13 protein-coding genes are annotated in these 18,181 nt (G+C 73.5%); 8 read left to right on the plus strand and 5 right to left on the minus strand.

All coding sequences use genetic code 11. The annotated features are described in order from the left end of the window. Positions 1-32: 32 nt before the first annotated feature. The gene (locus IE294_RS01535) at positions 33-968 is read left to right on the plus strand and encodes a phosphotransferase (RefSeq protein ID WP_189881433.1); all 936 of its coding nucleotides are present in this window, start codon (positions 33-35) and stop codon (positions 966-968) included. 42 nt (positions 969-1,010) lie between these two features. On the opposite strand, the gene treZ is transcribed toward IE294_RS01535, so the two are convergent. Next, the gene (treZ, locus tag IE294_RS01540; protein ID WP_189881436.1) at positions 1,011-2,756 is read right to left on the minus strand and encodes a malto-oligosyltrehalose trehalohydrolase; all 1,746 of its coding nucleotides are present in this window, start codon (positions 2,754-2,756) and stop codon (positions 1,011-1,013) included. A gap of 177 nt (positions 2,757-2,933) precedes the next feature. Between treZ and IE294_RS01545 the strand changes: the two genes are divergently transcribed. Together IE294_RS01545 and IE294_RS01550 are read left to right on the plus strand one after the other, a co-directional pair. After that, the gene (locus IE294_RS01545; RefSeq protein WP_189881438.1) at positions 2,934-3,485 is read left to right on the plus strand and encodes an FHA domain-containing protein; all 552 of its coding nucleotides are present in this window, start codon (positions 2,934-2,936) and stop codon (positions 3,483-3,485) included. 115 nt (positions 3,486-3,600) lie between these two features. Next, a complete protein-coding gene (locus IE294_RS01550) occupies positions 3,601-4,014 on the plus strand; it encodes an SSI family serine proteinase inhibitor (RefSeq protein WP_189881440.1) in 414 nt (137 codons plus the stop codon). A 161-nt stretch (positions 4,015-4,175) separates the two neighbouring features. On the opposite strand, the gene IE294_RS01555 is transcribed toward IE294_RS01550, so the two are convergent. After that, positions 4,176-5,426, minus strand: coding sequence for a M14 family zinc carboxypeptidase (locus IE294_RS01555; protein WP_189881442.1), 1,251 nt, complete (start codon positions 5,424-5,426; stop codon positions 4,176-4,178). Positions 5,427-5,564: 138 nt separating this feature from the next. Next, positions 5,565-7,010 carry a dihydrolipoyl dehydrogenase gene (lpdA, locus tag IE294_RS01560; protein WP_189881444.1) on the minus strand — a complete coding sequence of 482 codons (1,446 nt, stop codon included), beginning with the start codon at positions 7,008-7,010 and terminating at the stop codon, positions 5,565-5,567. Between the two features lie 100 nt (positions 7,011-7,110). Between lpdA and IE294_RS01565 the strand changes: the two genes are divergently transcribed. Next, positions 7,111-8,037: a LysR family transcriptional regulator gene (locus IE294_RS01565; protein ID WP_189881446.1), complete on the plus strand. Its 927-nt coding sequence runs from the start codon at positions 7,111-7,113 to the stop codon at positions 8,035-8,037. A 380-nt stretch (positions 8,038-8,417) separates the two neighbouring features. Here the strand turns inward: IE294_RS01565 and treY are convergent, their stop codons facing one another. Both treY and glgX read right to left on the minus strand, forming a co-directional pair. Beyond that, entirely contained in the window at positions 8,418-10,787 is a 2,370-nt protein-coding gene (gene treY, locus IE294_RS01570; RefSeq protein WP_189881448.1) for a malto-oligosyltrehalose synthase, read from the minus strand. A gap of 617 nt (positions 10,788-11,404) precedes the next feature. Beyond that, positions 11,405-13,516, minus strand: coding sequence for a glycogen debranching protein GlgX (gene glgX, locus IE294_RS01575; RefSeq protein WP_189881450.1), 2,112 nt, complete (start codon positions 13,514-13,516; stop codon positions 11,405-11,407). A 207-nt stretch (positions 13,517-13,723) separates the two neighbouring features. On the opposite strand from glgX, the gene IE294_RS01580 reads away from it, so the two are divergent. The 4 genes from IE294_RS01580 to IE294_RS01595 all read left to right on the plus strand — a co-directional run bounded on the left by IE294_RS01580 (position 13,724) and on the right by IE294_RS01595 (position 18,154). Continuing rightward, the gene (locus tag IE294_RS01580) at positions 13,724-14,536 is read left to right on the plus strand and encodes a Tat pathway signal sequence domain protein (RefSeq protein ID WP_189881452.1); all 813 of its coding nucleotides are present in this window, start codon (positions 13,724-13,726) and stop codon (positions 14,534-14,536) included. 54 nt (positions 14,537-14,590) lie between these two features. Beyond that, on the plus strand, positions 14,591-15,937 hold the full coding sequence (locus IE294_RS01585) for a copper amine oxidase (RefSeq protein ID WP_189881454.1): 1,347 nt from the start codon (positions 14,591-14,593) through the stop codon (positions 15,935-15,937). Positions 15,938-16,053: 116 nt separating this feature from the next. After that, positions 16,054-17,292 carry a DUF5919 domain-containing protein gene (locus IE294_RS01590; protein WP_189881455.1) on the plus strand — a complete coding sequence of 413 codons (1,239 nt, stop codon included), beginning with the start codon at positions 16,054-16,056 and terminating at the stop codon, positions 17,290-17,292. Positions 17,293-17,428: 136 nt separating this feature from the next. Then, complete coding sequence (locus IE294_RS01595) at positions 17,429-18,154, plus strand: 3'-5' exonuclease (RefSeq protein WP_189881457.1); 726 nt, start codon at positions 17,429-17,431, stop codon at positions 18,152-18,154. The last annotated feature ends 27 nt before the right edge of the window (positions 18,155-18,181 follow it).

Raw genomic sequence — 18,181 nt, forward strand, 5'->3', positions numbered from 1 at the left:
CCGACGACACCCGGAACGGCGACGCGCGACCCATGACCCAGGCACCGACACCCACCGCGGACACCGTCCGCAGACTGGTCCGCTCGCTGCTCAAGGAGGGCGGCGACGGCACGGGGGGACCCGATGTGCGGCCCGTGACGGAGGACCGCGAGCACACCTGGTGGGTCGGCAGCCGCCATGTGCTGCGCCTCGCGCCCGACCGCGAGGCCTCCGTCCGCCGCCGCCGTGAACTGCGCCTGCGCGAGCTGGTCCGCCCGCAGGTGCCCGTCGCCGTCCCGACCAGCGTCGCGCACGGCGACTGGGCGCCCGGCCTCGCCTACACCCTGGACACCCGGGTGCCCGGCGGCACGGCCGACGAGCACGACGTCTCCGCCGTCGGCGAGGCCGACCTCGCCGGGCTGCTCAGCGGGCTGCGCACGGTGCCGGCCCGGCAGGCCGAGGCGCTCGGCGTGCCGCGCACCGCCCCGCGCTCGCTGGAGGCGCTGCGCCGGATGGCCGTGCACGCGGCCGAACGGCTCGCCGCCGCCGACGAGTTCGACGCGGCACGGCTGCACCAGCTGACCCCGCCCGGCGCGGCCCAGCTCGCCGCGCAGCCCGGTTCCGCCGTCCTCACCCACCACGGGCTGACCGGCGCGCACGTGCTGGTCAGCGCCGACGGACGGGTGCGCGGCATCCTGGACTGGACCGCGGCGTCCGTCGGTGACCCCGCCGAGGACATCGCCGGGCTCGCCGTCGCCGTCGGCTCCCCGCCGGCCGTGCGCGCCGCCACCCTCGCCGGCTACGGCGCCCGCCCCTGTCTGCGCGGCCTGTGGCTGGCCCGCTGCGACACCGTCATCCGCCTCACCGACCGCCTGGAAGGCCGTACGACCGGTTCCCTGCCCCTGCTGCGGACCCAGCTGCGGCGCGCCTGGGAGCCGATCCTGCTGGAGCGGGTGACCGACCTCCAGGAGGACGAGCCGGAGCCCTGACGGGACCGCCAGGGCCCCTCAGGGCTGTGCCGGCGCCCCTGCTCAGGGCTGTGTCAGCACCACGCACGACTCGCCGGGTACCTGGAGCAGCCCGTCCGAGCCCGGCGTCCCCACCGGGTCCCAGGCCGCGAGGACCTCCACCCGGCCGGTGCCCAGCGGGATCGCCGCCGGCTCCTTGCCCAGGTTCACCGCCACCCGTACGTCACCGCGCCGGAAGGCCAGCCAGCGGGCGCCCTCGTCGTACGCGACCTTCGTGTCGGCGAGGTCCGGGTCGGTGAGGTCGGGCTGGGCGTGGCGCAGCGCGATCAGCTGCCGGTACCAGGCCAGCACGCGCGCGTGGGGCTCGCGTTCCGGCTCCGACCAGTCCAGGCAGGACCGCTCGCGGGTCGCCGGGTCCTGCGGGTCGGGCACGTCCTCCTCGGCCCACCCGTGCGCGGCGAACTCCCGGCGCCTGCCCTGCCGTACCGCCTCGGCCAGCTCGGGGTCGGTGTGGTCGGTGAAGAACTGCCAGGGCGTGCCCGCCGCCCACTCCTCGCCCATGAACAGCATCGGCGTGAACGGGGCGGTCAGGGTCAGCGCGGCCGCACAGGCCAGCAGACCGGGGGAGAGGTGCGCGGAGAGCCGGTCGCCCTGGGCGCGGTTGCCGACCTGGTCGTGGGTCTGGCTGTAGCCGAGCAGCCGGTGCCCGGCCACGCGCGCGCGGTCCAGCGGCCGGCCGTGACATCGGCCCCGGAAACTGGAGTACGTGCCGTCGTGGAACCAGCCGCCGGTGAGCGTCTTGGCGAGCGCGGCGAAGGGATCACGCGCGAAGTCGGCGTAGTAGCCCTGGGACTCACCGGTCAGCGTGGTGTGCAGGGCGTGGTGGAAGTCGTCGTTCCACTGCGCGTGCAGTCCGAGGCCGTTCTCTGCGCGCGGGGTGATGAAGCGCGGGTTGTTCATGTCCGACTCGGCGATCAGGAACAGTGGTCTGCCCACCTCCTCGGCGAGGCCGTCGACCGCCGCCGACAGCTCCTCCAGGAAGTGGTACGCGCGCGTGTCGTACAGCGTGTGCACCGCGTCCAGCCGCAGGCCGTCGATCCGGTAGTCCCGCAGCCACGCCAGCGCGCTGCCCACGAGGAAGGCGCGTACCTCGTCCGAGCCGGGCGCGTCCAGGTTCACCGCCGAACCCCACGGCGTGGTGTGCGTGTCCGTGAAGTACGGCCCGAACCGCGGCAGATGGTTCCCGGTGGGCCCCAAGTGGTTGTGCACGACGTCCAGGACGACGCCCAGACCGAGTTCGTGCGCCCGGTCCACGAAGCGCTTCAGTGCCTCGGGACCGCCGTACGGCTCGTGCACCGCCCACAGCGACACGCCCTCGTAGCCCCAGCCGTGCCGCCCCGGGAAAGGACACAGCGGCATCAACTCCACGTGGGTGACGCCCAGTTCCACCAGGTGGTCCAGGCGTGCGGCGGCGGCGTCCAGGGTGCCCTCCCGGGTGTACGTGCCCACGTGCAGCTCGTACAGCACCGCGCCCGGCAGCCCGCGCCCCGCCCACGACGCCCGCCACGCGTACCGCTCGTGGTCCACGACCGCGCTCAACCCGTCCGGGCCGTCCGGCTGGCGGCGCGAGCGCGGGTCGGGCAGCACGGGTCCGTCGTCCAGCGCGAACCCGTACCGGGCGCCGTCCCCGGCCTCCGCCTCGCCCGTCCACCACCCCCCGCGCGCGGGATCGCGCGCCAACGCGCGCGTGCCGCCCTCGCAATGGAGCGTCACTCGGTCTGCCTGCGGTGCCCACACCTCGAACTGCACGGACGGTTCCCCTTCGTCTGCTCACCGTGATGTCCCGCGTCTCCATCGTGCCGCCCCGGACGATCAATCCGCTCTCGAATCGGCCCTTTGCCGGGAGGTGTCGCGGAAGTACCCATGGATCGGCACCGATTCCCTGATTCCTGGACACCCGGGGTTCACTGCCCGACAATCACCAGCGTGACGTCGTCCTTCGAGTTCTCCACCTATCCCGCGCGCCTGTCCGACGCGGAGCGCGACCAGGCGCTGCGGGTGCTGCGCGACGGCGTCGCCATGGGCCGGCTCTCGCACGACACGTTCGTGCGCCGGATGGAACTGGCGCTCGTCGCGCGCCGCTCCGACGAACTCGCCGCCCTCGTCGCCGACCTGCCCAGGGAGAACCGCTTCTCCCGCGCGGTCCTCGGCACTGTGGAGGCCGTCTCCGGGTTCACGGTACGACTGCGGCGGGCCTGGCAGGCCGAGCGCCTGCCCAAGCTTCAGCTGCCGCACCCGGCGCACACCCATCCGCTGCGCATCGGCCGCGATCCCGCGAACGGGCTGCGGCTGAACCACGAGACCGTCTCGCGCGTGCACGCCGAACTCCGCCACCAGGGCGGCCTGTGGGTCCTGAGGGACCTGGGCTCGACCAACGGCACCACCGTCAACGGCCGCCGGGTGATCGCGGCGGTCGTCGTCCGCGAGGGCGACCAGGTCGCCTTCGGCAGGATGGCGTTCCGGCTCGCGGCGAGCTGAGCCGAGCCCTTCCCGGCCGGTCCTGTTCGAACGGGCGCGCAGCCACGCGCGCGTGCGGTACCGATCGGGTGAGCCGCACTGCGGAAGACGGGCCGCCGTGCCGATGCAACGGGGCATGACGTACATCACCAGAGCGGCAGCGGCGGCCGGCGCCCTGCTGACCGCGGCCGGCCTCCTCACCGCGGGTCCGGCCCAGGCGGCCTCCCGTGACGGGTTTTCGGGCAACTGGCTCTACCTCACGGTCACCAAGGGCGACGCCCGGTCCAGCGACACCCGCGGCACGCTGCTGCTGTGCGAGCCGCCCCAGGGACACGCGCGCGCGTCCGAGGCCTGCGCGGAACTGACCGCCGCCGGCGGTGCCATCGACCGCATCCCGGCCAAGCAGGTCTTCTGTCCGATGATCTTCGCCCCGGTGACGGTCCACGCGCGCGGGCGGTGGGACGGGCGGTCGGTCGACTTCCAGGAGACGTACACCAGCGCCTGTGTGATGCGGGCGCGGACGGGGTCCGTGTTCGCCCTGGACGGCTGACGGGCGGGGCGATGAGCGGGTGGGGCGGGCCGACGCGCCGGGGTGGCGTGAGACGGCGCCTGGGGTGGCGTGAGACGGCGCTTGGGGTGGCGTGGGCGGCACCCGGCTCACGCCCCTCCGATCAGTGCGCCGGGTTTCGCGCGCCTGCTCCGCGCGCCTGCTCACGCCGCCTGGTCGCGGGCCTGCTGTGCCGCCACCAGGACCGTCCGGGACTGGTGCTCCACCTGGTGCTCCAACGGCACCCAGCGGGCCCGGAACCGTTCCGCGAAGGCGTCGCACCAGGTGGCGACTAGCTGTTCCAGACGCGGCGCCGCCCGGTCGTCCGCCTCCCGCAGCACCCGCAGCAGCATCGCCGCGGCCCGCAGCGGCAGCCGCCGTCCGAACGCGTCGACACTGCCGACGTACGCCATCGTCGTGCCCGCCGGAGACGTGTGGGTCCAGTCCTGAGCGAGGCCCGGGATCAGCTCCAGGGCCCACTGCGCGGCCCGCAGCAGCGGCCCGTCCACGCCCTCCAGCCGGGGCAGTGCCTCGGCGAGGATCCGCTCGACCTCCCGGGAGTCCCGCAGCAGCCGCGTGGCCAGGCGCCGCATGGCCGCCGCCGGTGCCGGGTGCGGCGCCGGGTCGTCCACCAGGTCGCTCGCCCACATCGGCACCTCCACCACGGCCGTCAGACCGCCGTACCGGTGCGCGTGGTACCAGGTGCTGTGCCGGGCGTCGTCCGGCAGGCTCGGGTAGGCCACGCCCGTCTCCGGGCCGGGCATCACATGCACACCGGGACCGGAGGCGGGCCAGCCCGCCGCGTCCGAGGCCCCCGTCTCCACCGGGATGTTCAGTTCCGCCGCGGACTTGGCGAACGGCTCGGCGAGGCCCGGCACGTCCTTGGTCAACTGCACCCAGCTGCCGCCCAGATCGGTGCCGTGCAAGGTCACCTGGAGGTACGGGCGCAGTTCGTCTATGACCCCGGTCAGCGTCCGTGTCTCGGGCGGCAGCCGGTCCGGCGGCAGCACCGACGGCGACCACTCCGGCTGCTCCGCGCCCGTCGGCCGGTAGAAGCCGAGGTGGTAGTCGAGCAGGCTGCGCGGCGCCGGGGTGACGTGCAGACTCGCGCCGTCGGGGTCCGCGCACAGCAGGAAGTGCCAGGAGGTGTCCGCCCGCAACTCGCGTTCCGCCAGCACCCTTTCGGCGAGCACCCGCAGGGTGGAGCCGCCCGTCGGCTCGTTGGCGTGCGCGCCCGCCACCACGAGCACCGCACGGCGGGCGTGTCCCACCGACAGCAGGTGCAGGGGTCTTCCCGCGCGCGAGACGCCCACCTCACGCAGCGCGCACAGCCCGGGTTCCCGAGCCGCCAGCGCCTGAGCGGCGGCGACCAGTTCGGGAACGCTGGGATAGCGCAGCTCCGGCAGAGGACTCACCCCCGACTTGTCCGCCCGGCTTCGCACCTCCCAGTCCCCCACGCGAAGGGTGAACTGTCAAGCATCCGGCGGGGGAGGCTCCCGGGGGCGCCCGGACGCGGGGGCCCGCCCCCGTCCGGGCCCACGCGTGCCGTGGGCTCACTGCTGGTGCAGGCCGCGTCCCGCGAGCGTCAGGAACACCTCGCCCACCGCCTCCGACAGGGTGGGGTGCGCGTGCACATGCCGGGCCACGTCCGAGGGTTCGGCGTCCCAGCCCACGATCAGCTGGCTCTCGGCGATCATCTCCGACACGTTCGGGCCGACGAGGTGGACGCCGAGCACCTGCCCGCCGCCGGCCTCCGCCACGACCTTCACCATGCCGCCCTGGCCGTGCACCATCCCCTTGGCGACGGCGGTCAGCGGCATCGTGTCGACGTCGACCTCCTGCCCACGCGCGCGTGCCTCGGCCTCGCTCAGCCCCACCGAGGCGGTCTGCGGCGAGGAGTACGTCACCCGGGGCACGGCCGCGTAGTCGACCGGCGGCGACTCCAGCCCGGCCACGGTCTCGGCCACCAGCAGGCCTTCCGCGAACGAGGCGTGGGCGAGGCCGAGCGAGGGCGGCGGCAGCAGGTCGCCGACGACGTGGACGCCCGGCACGGCCGTCTCCAGCCGGCCCCAGTCCTCCGGTACGACGAACCCCCGCTCGTCCGTCGTCAGCCCGGCCGCGTCCAGGCCCAGGCCCTCGGTGACCGGAGCCCGGCCGACGGCCACCAGCAGCCGCGCCGCCGTCACCGTCCGGGTCTCTCCCCGCGCGGTGCGCACGCGCGCGCGTACGCCGTTCTCCAGCAGCTCCGCGTCCAGCAGCCGCGCGCCCGCCTGCACATCGATCCCGCGCTTCTTCAGGCCGCGCGTCAGATGCCGGCTGACGTCGGCGTCCTCCAGCGGCACGATCCGGTCGGCGGCCTCCACCAAGGTGACCTCGGCGCCCATGGACCGGTGGAAGGAGGCGTACTCCGCCCCGATCGCGCCCCCGCCCAGCACCAGGACCGACGCGGGGAGCCCCGGCGCGAACAGGGCGTCGTCGCTCGTCACCACGCGCAGTCCGTCCGGATCGAGCCCCGGGAGCGTGCGCGGCCGGGAGCCGGTCGCGAGGACCAGCGCACGGCGCGCGGTGAGGTCCTGCACGCCCGGCGCACTCTCGGTACCCGCGCTCTCCACCCGTACCGTGCGTGCCCCGGTCAACCGTGCGCTGCCCCGCACCACCCGCACGCCCGCGTGCGCGAGATGCGCCTCGACCCCCTTGTGGTTGCGCGCCACGATGTCGTCGCGCGTGGCCACCAGCGCACCCCAGTCGACGGAGTCCACGGTCGCCTTCACGCCCCAGCGCTCGCGGGCCTCGGCGATCCCGTCGACCAGTTCGGCGGCGTGCAGCATCGCCTTGCTGGGGATGCAACCCCGGTGCAGGCACGTTCCGCCGACCTTGTCGCGTTCGACGAGGGTGACGTCCAGTCCCAGGCCGGCCGCGCGCAGGGCGGTGCTGTAGCCACCGGTGCCGCCGCCGATGACGATCACGTCGGATGTATTGATGCCTGTGTCGATGGTCATGGCATTCACCCTCCGTCCCTCCCTTGTCATGAGTCCAAGGCAATGTTCTTGTGGACTCCATGCACGATCTTCATGGGAGGACGGGGAGGGGTCCGGGGACGTGAGCCTGCGCCAGATGGAGTACTTCGTGACGGTCGTCCAGGAGGCGTCGTTCACGCGCGCGGCGGACACCCTGCACGTCACCCAGCCCGCGCTCTCGCACCAGATCAAGGCACTGGAGAAGTCGGTCGGCGGCGCCCTGCTGGAGCGCCTGCCCCGGGGCGTGCGCCTCACCCCGATGGGCCGTGCCTTCCTGCCGCACGCCGAACTCGCCGTCCGCAGCGCGGCCCAGGCCCGCCGCGCGGCCCGCGCCACCGTCGGCGCCGAGGGCGGCGAACTGCATGTCGCGGCCCTGCACTCCATCGCGGTCGGCACCCTGCCCGACGTCTTCGCCCGCTGGCGCGCGGCTCACCCCCGGGTCCTGCTGCGCCTGCACGAGTACGCCACCGCCGACGCCCTGGAGGAGGCGGTGCAGCGGGGCACCGCCGACCTCGCCGTCGGTCCCGAGCCGTCCGGGCGGCCCGGCACCGTCGTGCCCGTCGGCGAGGAGGAGGTCGTCCTCGTCGTGCCCTTCGACGACCGGCTCGCGGGGCGTACGACGGTCACGCTCCCGGAACTCGCCGACCACGCCTGGATCCGCTGCGCCATGGAACCCGTCGTGCACGGCGAACGCTTCCTCGACCGGGCCTGCGCGAGCGCCGGGTTCCGGCCCCGGACCGCCGTGTGGACCGAGCACACCTCGACGGCCGTCCGCATGGCCGCCGCCGGCGTCGGGGTGTGCGCCGCGCCCGCCCACATCGTGCGGGGTGCCGTCGGCGAGGACTGCGTGGTCCTCACCCCCGACCCGCCCTGGAAGCGTTCCCTGACCGTCTACGCGCGCGTGCCGCCCACGGGCGCCGCCGCGGCCTTCGTGGACCTCCTGCGCGCGGCCTGGCCGTCCCCGGGCCCCCACGGCCCGCACGAGGACTGTGCGCCGCCCGCGGCGTGACGGCGTGCGGGAAGCCGCCCAGCGGACAGCGGTGTACCGGGCGACCGCGGCCCGGGTGCCGCGCGTCCGCCGGCCGGGCAGCCGCGTGTCGTGCGACCGCCTGCCGCGCGGCACGGTGGGCCCGGGGCTGTGGTCCGTGTACGGCGTGGCCGATGGCTCGGCAACGGCGTGTCGTGCGCTCGCCAGCGGGGCGGCACCGTTGGGCCTGTGGCTGTGGCCCGGGTGCCGCGCGTCCGCCGGCCGGGCAGCCGCGTGTCGTGCGACCGCCTGCCGCGCGGCCATCCGGGGAGCAACCGCCTGCCGCGGGGCCATCCGGGGGGCCAACGGCCGCCGAGCGGCCGTACGCCCCCTCGACCCCGTTGGCCCCGGCCCCGGTGCCCTCAGTCCTCCGCCACCCGTTCCAGCAGTGCCACCGGCAGTCGGTCCAGGAGCTCCGCCACGGGTGCCTGGCCGGTGAACTCCCGGCCCGGAGCGAGGACGTCCGCCCAGCGGCCCGGCGGGAGCGGGAGACGGGTGTCCTGCCAGCCGCCCGCCTCCCCGAGCCGCAGGGACAGCCGGGTCACCACCGTGACCACCGATCCGGAGCGGGCGAACGCCAGGCAGTGGTCGGCCACCGGGCCCTCGGCCGTCAGCGGCTCGTACGACGCGTCCGCGCCGAAGGCCTCCGGGCGCCGGGCGCGCAGCCGCAGTGCCGCCGCCGTCAGCGCCTCCTTCTCGCCGGGCGCCTCCGGCGGGAACGCCACCGGCCGCCGGTTGTCCGGGTCCACCAGCGCCCGGTACTCGCCCTCCGTGCCCTGGTACACGTCCGGTACCCCCGGCATCGTCAGATGGACCAGCGCGGTGCCGAGGACATTCGCCCGCACGTGCGGCTCCACCACCTTCCGGAACGCCGCCACGCGCTCGCCGGGCGGCCCGCACGGCCCGGCGGCGACGAAGGACGCCACCGCCTCCTCGTACGGCGGTTCCTGTTCCGTCCAGCTGGTGTACATGCCCGCCTCGCGCACATGCTTCAGCAGCGCCTGCTGGACCCGCTCCTCCTCGGCCGGCCCCAGCCCGAACACCGTCTGCCAGGCCGCCCAGGCCAGCTGTCCGTCCGGCACGCCCTCCTCAGGCAGGGTCACCTCGGCGAGCAGTTCCGCCCAGCGGTCCGGGCACTCCGTGAGCACGGCCAGCGCGGCGCGCACGTCAGCGCTGCGCTTGGTGTCGTGCGTGGAGACGGCCGTGCCGGTGAGCGGCCAATCGCGCTGCACGCGCGCGCAGTACGCGTGGAACTCCTCCGGCGACACCCCCGGGCTGCCCGGGTCGCCGCCCACCTCGGTCGCCGACAGCAGCGGCACATAGCGGTAGAACGCCGTGTCCTCCACCGACTTGGCGCGCAGTGCCGAGGCGGTCTGCGCGAACCGGGTGCGGAACTCCACCCGGTCGGCGTGGTCCGGCGCCGACGGGTCACCGGGCGGCTCGACCAGCAGCCGGCGCACGACGCCGACGGCCTCGGCCTCCTCGGGCACCACGAAGGCCAGCCGGGCCTCCTCGGCGGCCCCCTCGGTGATCACGGCGGACGCGTCACCGGAGGCGTACGGCCGGTAGACCCGCATCCGGACCAGCAGCTCCTCCACGGCCGTCCGCAGGGCCCAGGGCGCGCGGTCGCGCAGCGAGAGGTCGGGCGAGGCGGCGCACAGCCGGGCCGCCACCCGGGTGAGCCGGTCCGTCTCGGTGGCCAGCTCGTGCGTGAGCACCTTGTACGCGGCCCGCCGGACCGTGGCCTCCCAGTTGCCGCCGCGGTCCGTCTGCGGGGCCGCGAAGGCCCGGTAGCGGCCCAGCAGTTCGTACGCCCCGGTGCGGTCCGTGAACAGGCCGTCGACGTGCCGCAGGGCGTCGTAGCCCGTGGTGCCCGCGACGGGCCAGGAGGCCGGCAGGTGCTCGCCGTCGGCCAGGATCTTCTCCACGACCGTCCAGCGCCCGCCGGTCGCCTCGTGCAGCCGCGCGAGGTAGCCGTCGGGGTCGGCGAGCCCGTCGGGATGGTCGATCCGCAGCCCGTCGAACACGCCCTCCGCCAGCAGCCGCAGGATCGTGCCGTGGGTGGCGTCGAAGACCTCCGGGTCCTCCACCCGCACCCCGATCAGCTCCGAGATGCTGAAGAACCGCCGGTAGTTCAGCTCCGTGCGGGCCAGCCGCCACCACACCGGGCGGTACCACTGGGCGTCCAGCAGCCGGGGCAGCGGCAGGTGCTCGGTGCCGGGGCGGAGCGGGAAGGCGTGATTGTGGTAGCGCAGCACATCACCGTCGACCACGAGGTGCGCCGACTCGGAGCCGACCGGGCCGCCGAGCACCGGCAGCAGCACCCGGCCGCCCTGCGCCTCCCAGTCGATGTCGAACCAGCGCGCGTAGGGCGAGTCGGGTCCCTCGCGCAGCACCTCCCACAGGGCGGGGTTGTGCCGGGGGGCCAGCGCCATGTGGTTCGGCACGATGTCCACCACCAGGCCGAGACCGTGCTCGTGCGCCGTGCGCGCCAGCGCGCGCAACCCCTCCTCGCCACCCAGCTCCGCGCGCACACGCGTGTGGTCCACGACGTCGTACCCGTGCGCGGAGCCCGGGACGGCCTCCAGGACGGGGGACAGGTGCAGGTGCGAGACGCCGAGCGACGCCAGGTACGGTACGGCCGCTTCGGCGGCGGCGAACGGGAACGCGGGCTGGAGCTGCATCCGGTAGGTGGCCGTGGGCACCCCCGGTCCGGGTCGCGCAGAAGTCATGGGAAGCTACGTACCCCGCTCGCCGTCTTTCGTGTCATCGACCTCTGCCCGGATCACGCGCGCGTGTCCGGTTCCGGGCGCTGGGGGCGACGCGAAGCGGGGGTGGCGCGGCCGTGGGACGCCCACCGCCGGATGGCCGGTCCGACGGGACCGCTGCCGCCGCCGTGCGCGCCCCACCTGGGCCGGGCTGCCGACGGCGACCGTCCGCTTCGCCGGAGTCGCCGCTCGTCGCCCGCACGATTGCCGACCGGTGGCGCGCTCGCAGTCGGCCAGGGGGCCGCGCTCCCCGCGACGCGCCCACGGGGCTGCCGGCACCCGTCCGGCCCACCTGGGGCCGCCACGGCCGGGGGACAGGTCCTCACCCGGGCGCCGTCACCGGCCGCCCACGCGAAACACCCCTCGCGCCCGTCCACGCGCGCGTGCGTCCCACGCACCCGACACGCGCGCGTACGAGACGGCCCTCGCTCGCGCGGGTACGTCAACACGCGCGCGCGTACGTGACAGCCTCCACGCGCGCGTGCGCGAGTAACGAGACCTCCCCCACGCGCGCGTACGAGACGCCCCGCGCGCCTGCGGAAACGACTCCCGCACGCGCGCGAACCGTACGGCCCGGCTCCCTACGTCGGCCGTTGCAGCACCGTCAGGCTGCGGTCCGGCAAGGTGATGCGGTCGCCCGCCGCCACCTTCCCGCCCGCTCCCGGCGGAACCCCTTCCGGGCGGGCCGTGTCGACGACCACCTGCCACTGGCGGCCGTGGTCGGCCGGCACCAGGAAGTCCAGCGGCTCGGGGGAGGCGTTGAACATCAGCAGGAAGGAGTCGTCGGTGATGCGCTCGCCGCGTGGGCCGGGCTCGGAGATGGCGTTGCCGTTCAGGAACACGGTCAGCGCGGACGCCTGCGCCGAGTTCCAGTCCCGTTGCGTCATCTCGCCGCCCTCGGGGGTGAACCAGGCGATGTCGGACAGCTCGTCGTGGGTGCCCTCCACCGGACGGCCGTGGAAGAAGCGGCGCCGGCGCAGGACGGGATGGTCGCGGCGCAGCCACACCATCGCGCGCGTGAACTCCAGCAGGTCGCTCTCCAGGGACTCCGGCCAGTCCACCCAGGACAGCTCGTTGTCCTGGCAGTAGGCGTTGTTGTTGCCGCCCTGGGTGCGCGCGAACTCGTCACCGTGGCTGATCATCGGCACGCCCTGGGACAGCATGAGCGTGGCGATGAAGTTCCGCATCTGCCGCGCGCGCAGCCGCAGCACCTCCGGGTCGTCGGTCTCGCCCTCCGCGCCGCAGTTCCACGACCGGTTGTGGCCCTCGCCGTCGCGGTTCTCCTCCCCGTTGGCGGTGTTGTGCTTCTCGTTGTACGAGACGAGGTCGTGCAGCGTGAAACCGTCGTGGCAGGTGACGAAGTTGATGGAGGCCAGCGGGCGGCGGCCGTCGTCCTGGTAGAGGTCGGAGGAGCCGGTCAGCCGGGAGGCGAACTCGGCGAGCGTGCGCGGCTCGCCCCGCCACAGGTCCCGGACCGTGTCCCGGTACTTGCCGTTCCACTCGGTCCACAGCGGCGGGAAGTTGCCCACCTGGTAGCCGCCCTCGCCCACGTCCCACGGCTCGGCGATCAGCTTCACCTGGGAGACCACCGGGTCCTGCTGCACCAGATCGAAGAACGACGACAGCCGGTCCACCTCGTGGAACTGCCGGGCGAGGGTCGCCGCGAGGTCGAAGCGGAAGCCGTCGACGTGCATGTCGGTGACCCAGTACCGCAGCGAGTCCATGATCAGCTGAAGCACGTGCGGGGACCGCATGAGCAGCGAGTTCCCGGTGCCCGTGGTGTCCGTGTAGTAGCGCGGGTCCTCCGCCAGCCGGTAGTACGACGGGTTGTCGATGCCCTTGAAGGACAGCGTCGGACCCAGGTGGTTGCCCTCGGCGGTGTGGTTGTAGACCACGTCCAGGATGACCTCGATCCCGGCCTCGTGCAGCGCCCGGACCGCCGACTTGAACTCCAGCACCTGCTGGCCGCGGTCGCCCCAGGAGGCGTACGCGTTGTGCGGGGCGAAGAAGCCGATGGTGTTGTAGCCCCAGTAGTTGTTCAAGCCCATGTCGACCAGCCGGTGGTCGTTCACGAACTGGTGCACGGGCATCAGTTCGAGCGCGGTCACCCCCAGCTTGGTCAGGTGTTCGATGATCGCCGGGTGGGCGAGGGCCGCGTAGGTGCCGCGCAGCTCCTCCGGCAGCCCGGCGTGACGCATGGTCAGGCCCTTGACGTGGGCCTCGTAGATCACCGTGTGGTGGTACTCGGTGCGCGGCGGGCGGTCGTCACCCCAGTCGAAGTAGGGGTTGATCACCACCGAGGTCATGGTGTGCGGCGCCGAGTCCAGGTCGTTGCGCCTCTCGGGCGCGCCGAAGTGGTAGCCGTACACCTCCTCGCCCCACCGGACCGACCCGCTGACCGCCTTCGCGTACGGGTCGAGCAGCAGTTTCGCGGAGTTGCAGCGCAGCCCGCGTCCGGGGTCGTACGGGCCGTGCACCCGGAACCCGTACCGCTGTCCCGGCATCACGCCCGGCACGTACGCGTGCCGCACGAACGCGTCGCTCTCGCGCAGTTCCACCGCCGTCTCCGAGCCGTCGTCGTGTAGCAGACACAGCTCTACTCGGTCCGCGGCCTCCGTGAAGACCGCGAAGTTGGTTCCGGCGCCGTCATAGGTGGCGCCGAGCGGATACGCCTCTCCAGGCCAGACCTGCATGGATACGACTCTCCCAGGTGTGCCGTCCGCCGGGGGCCGCCTTGGCCCCGAGTATCGTCCGAAAGTGAGGCAACCTCCCGTGGCCCGTCCGCCCTCTTATCCAGTGACCAGTGCGCACGGCGGTTCTGGTACCCGCCGTGCGCCGAACCAGCGGGGCAGATACGTACTCCCGGGGACCAGGGGGAGTAGGGGGAGTAGGGGGAGAATGTGCGTGAGACAGTCCACCGCCATCTGGGCAAAGTACTGACCGGTGCGGCCCTCGCGGCGGCGGGGACCGCCGCGATGGTCGCGGTCACCTTGCCGGGCACGGCGGGAGCGGACGACTCCGGAGGGGCCGTCGGCGGCACACGGGCCGCGCGGCAGGCCGGACAGGACCCGGACGCCGCACCGCCCGGTGTCGTGGAGCGGGCACCGGCCGAGGGGAAGCAGGGCACGGGCCGTGACCCGCTCACCGACGACGAACTGGGGCGGGTCGAGAAGATCGCCGCCGCGGGACGGCTTTCGGCCACGGCCCGGGACGTCGACGGCGACCGCGGACCGCAGCGGCTGAGCGTCGACCTCGCCGAGCCGGAGGCCGCCGAGGCGGACGACCCGGACGCGCCACGGCGCGCCGACGTGACCTTCTACGACTACGCGAACGACACACTCGTCACCAGGACCGTCAACCTGAAGACCGGGAAGGTCGAGCAGACCGGCACCCAGCGCGGCGTCCAGCCGCCGCCGAGCCGCGCCGAGAACGCCGAGGCGGCCCGGATCCTGATCGCCGACCCGCTGGGCGCGGGCCTCAAGGCGGACTACAAGGACGCCACCGGCAAGGGACTCACCTCGCCGGACCAACTGGAGCTGAGCGGCGGGATCTACGAGGCCTCGCCGGGCGCCCAGCCCGCGGTGCTCGACAAGTGCGGCGTCCACCGGTGCGTGCGGCTGTTCTCCAAGGTCCGCAACGGACCGTGGATCGACACCAGGGACCTCGTGATCGACCTGAGCGCCCGCAAGGCCGCCGCCCTCGACCGCGGCTGACCGGCCGCCGCCCGACCTTCACACCCGTACCTCCGGTAAGGGAGTCACCTCTTCATGCCCGAGAAGCACCTGTCCGGTGTGGTCCGGCCGCGAGGCCGAGGCCGCGCCGCCCGCAAGGCCGCGGCCGTCGGAGTGTCCCTGGCCGCGCTGGCCGCCGGCGCGACGACGCTCGCCGGTCCGGCCGCGGCCCGGCCGCAGACCGCGCCCGCCGCGGCGGCCCCCGGATGCAGTACCGCCTACACGATCGAACAGAAGCTCACCACCGGCACGACCTGGCGGATGTGCTGGCGCTACGACAGCAAGGCCGGCCTCGTCCTGGAGAACATCTCCTACCAGCCCAAGGGCGAGGCCAAGCCGATCAAGGTCCTCAACAGCGCCCGACTCGGCCAGATCCACGTCCCGTACGACGACGGGAAGCACGAGTACTACGACCTGACGGGCCAGGACTTCGCCCAGGAGCTGATGGAGCTGTCGCCCGGCGAGTGCCCCGGCGGCACCATCAAGACCGTCAAGGTCCCGGACGGCGACCCGGGCCACCCGAACGTCAAGGGCCTGTGCACGACCACCCGTTCGCGCGGCCACGCCTACCGGATGCACGACCTCTTCCAGTCGGGCAAGACCTACCAGCAGCAGGGCAAGGACCTGCTGGTCTACACGGTCAACCAGGTCGGCTGGTACGAGTACATCACCGAGTGGCGCTTCCAGGATGACGGCACGATCAACATGAACGTCGGTGCGACCGGCAGCCTCTCCTTCGACGACTACAACGCCCAGGACGGACGCGGCTGGCCCATCGGCAAGGGCGCCCGGGACTACTCCACCAGCCACAGCCACAACGTCTTCTGGCGGCTCGACTTCGGCCTCGACGGCTCGTCGAAGACGAAGGTCGAGCAGTACGACTCCACCGTCAGCGCCCCCGCCGGGCGGGAGGGCCCGACCGCCAGGACCACCCGCACCAAGGTCGGCAAGGAACTCGCCGGCGACTACCGGACCTACCGCTGGTGGCGGGTGGTCAGCGCCACCGGCAAGAACAAGGACGGCCACGCGCGTTCGTACGAGCTGGTCCCCGGGCCGACCACCAAGTACCCGGGCCGCAGCTTCACCAGGCACGACATGTACGTCACCGAGTACGACAAGTGCGAGCTGTTCGCCAGCAACAACCCGACGTGCGCGAGCGGCCACCCGAAGTCCGTCGACAAGTGGGTGGGCGGCCAGACCCTCACACACCCCGTGGTCTGGGTGAACGTCGGTTTCCACCACATCGCCCGGGACGAGGACCAGCAGCCCATGCCGGTGCACTGGCAGGGCTTCTCCATCGCCCCGCGGGACGTCACGGCTATGAATCCGCTCACGCCCAAGGAGCTGGCATGGCAGAACGGACACTGGGAATGGCGTAGTTGAGCACGGCGGTCGGGAAACCGACCTGCTCATCCGGCTGCACCGCCGACCGCTCGCGGAGTACCCTTCCTTGATCGTTGAGACGGGAAAGGCCCGGGGGAGCGGAAGGCGGTGCACGGGTGGGCTCGGGAGGGCTGGAGCTGCCTCCTGGTGACGAGGGTCACGAGGGGAACTCCACAGACGTCCCGCCCGGCGCGGTGTCCCTGGCCCGGCCGATGGACGCGGGTTCCATCGGTCCGGAGCTGGACTGGGACGCCGACGCCTGGCGCGAGGTGCGCACCCGCGCCCAGCGGGCCGGCCGGGCCTACATCTGGCTGAACCTCGTCGAACAGCGGCTGCGCGCGGTCGTGGCGGCCGTGCTGCGGCCCATCTACGAACCCGTCCACGGCGACGAGTGGGTGGTGGCGGCGGCCGGCCCGGCCGGGCAGGAGTGGGTGCAGCGCGCGGTCGCCGTCCGCGAAGTCAGCCGTCGCAAGGGCTACCTGCTCGACCCGGCCGACGACAACGTGCTCAGTTTCCTCACCCTGCCCCAGCTGCGCGAGCTGGTGGTGCAGCACTGGCCGTGCTTCGAGCCGTACTTCGACGAGCGCCGGGACCTCGAACTCGCCCTGGACGAGCTGGAGGTCACCCGCAACGTCGTCTCCCGCAACCGGGCCCTGTCCGAGGCGGTCCTCAGCCAGGCCGAGCGGGCCTCCGCCCGGCTGCTGGAGATGCTCGGCGCCGGCGGTGACGTCCCCTCGGCGCGCCGGCTGCCCGTCGACGCGGTCGAGGACCTGGTCGGCGACCGGTACGCCGACGTCGTCGCCGTCCACGCCGACCGGGTGCGGCTGCTGCGCCAGTTCCCGGCCGAGGACATCTTCGGCGGCGCCCGCCGGCTCGACGCCATCGGCATCGGCCTCAACCTGCTGGTGCAGAACTTCTCCGGGCGGCGCCTGGTCCGGCTCGCCGAGAGCGGCTGCCGGGTACGGCTGCTCTTCCTCAACCCGGCCTCCAGCTCGGTCAAGCGCCGCGAACGCGAACTCGGGATGAAACGGGGCGAACTGAGCCGCTCGGTCGAGATGAACATCCTGCACATGCGCCGGGTGCGGTCCCGGCTGCGCGACCCGGGCGCGTTCGAGATCCAGGTGTACGACGAGACGCCCCGCTTCACCGCCTACCTGGTGGACGGCGACGGCGTCGACGGCATCGCCGTGGTGCAGTCCTATCTGCGCGGGGCGCGGGGGATGGAGTCGCCGGTGCTGGTGCTGCGCAACGGCAGCCGGCTGGTCAAGTCGGACGACGTGGGCGAAGTCGGACTCTTCCCGACCTATCGCGAGGAATTCGAGCTGGCTTGGGCGGATTCGCGCCCGGTGTCCTGAACGGTCGGGGCCGGGTGCGGGGGCGGTCGCGGGCCGGTTTGGGGCCGGGAAGCGGAACGCTGTCGTCTGATTGTCAGTGCCGCGTGCGATGGTGGAGGCCACTGGGGGAAAGCACCACCAAGAAGGGGGGCCGCCCATGGGCTGGCACCGGGAGCTGCTGATCGGCTTCGACCTGGAGACGACCGGGACCGATCCGCGCGAGGCGCGCATCGTCACGGGCGCCGTGATCGAGGTCAGGGCCGGTGAGCCCGTGGGGCGCCGGGAATGGCTGGCCGATCCGGGCGTGGAGATCCCGGCCGACGCGGTCGCCGTGCACGGCATCAGCAACGAACGCGCGACGGCCGAGGGCCGCCCGGCCGACCAGGTGGCCGACGCCATCGCCGACGTCCTCGTGTCGTACTGGAAGACGGGCGTTCCGGTCGTCGCCTACAACGCGGCGTTCGACCTCACGCTGCTCTCGGCGGAACTGCGGCGGTACGATCTGCCGTCCCTGACCGACCGGCTGGGCGGCACCCACCCCGCCCCGGTCGTCGACCCGTACACCATCGACCGCTGGGTCGACCGCTACCGCCGCGGCAAACGGAACCTGGAGGCGGTCTGCGCCGAGTACGGCGTAGTCCTCGACGCGGCCCACAACGCCACCGCCGACGCCCTCGCCGCGGCGCGGCTCGCGTCCGCGATAGCCGACCGCCACCCGAAGATAGCGTCGCTGGGCCCGGCGGAACTGCACCGCCGCCAGATCGAGTGGTACGCGCAGTGGGCGGCGGACTTCCAGGCGTTCCTGCGGCGCAAGGGGGAGGCGGACGCGGTGGTCGACGGCGCATGGCCGCTGCGGGAGCTGACCGAGGGCCAGCCCGCCTAGCCGTTCCGGCCCGCGGGCGCGTCGTGG

The sequence above is a fragment of the Streptomyces canarius genome, assembly GCF_014650735.1.
In the GTDB taxonomy this organism is placed as follows: Bacteria; Actinomycetota; Actinomycetes; order Streptomycetales; family Streptomycetaceae; genus Streptomyces; species Streptomyces olivaceoviridis.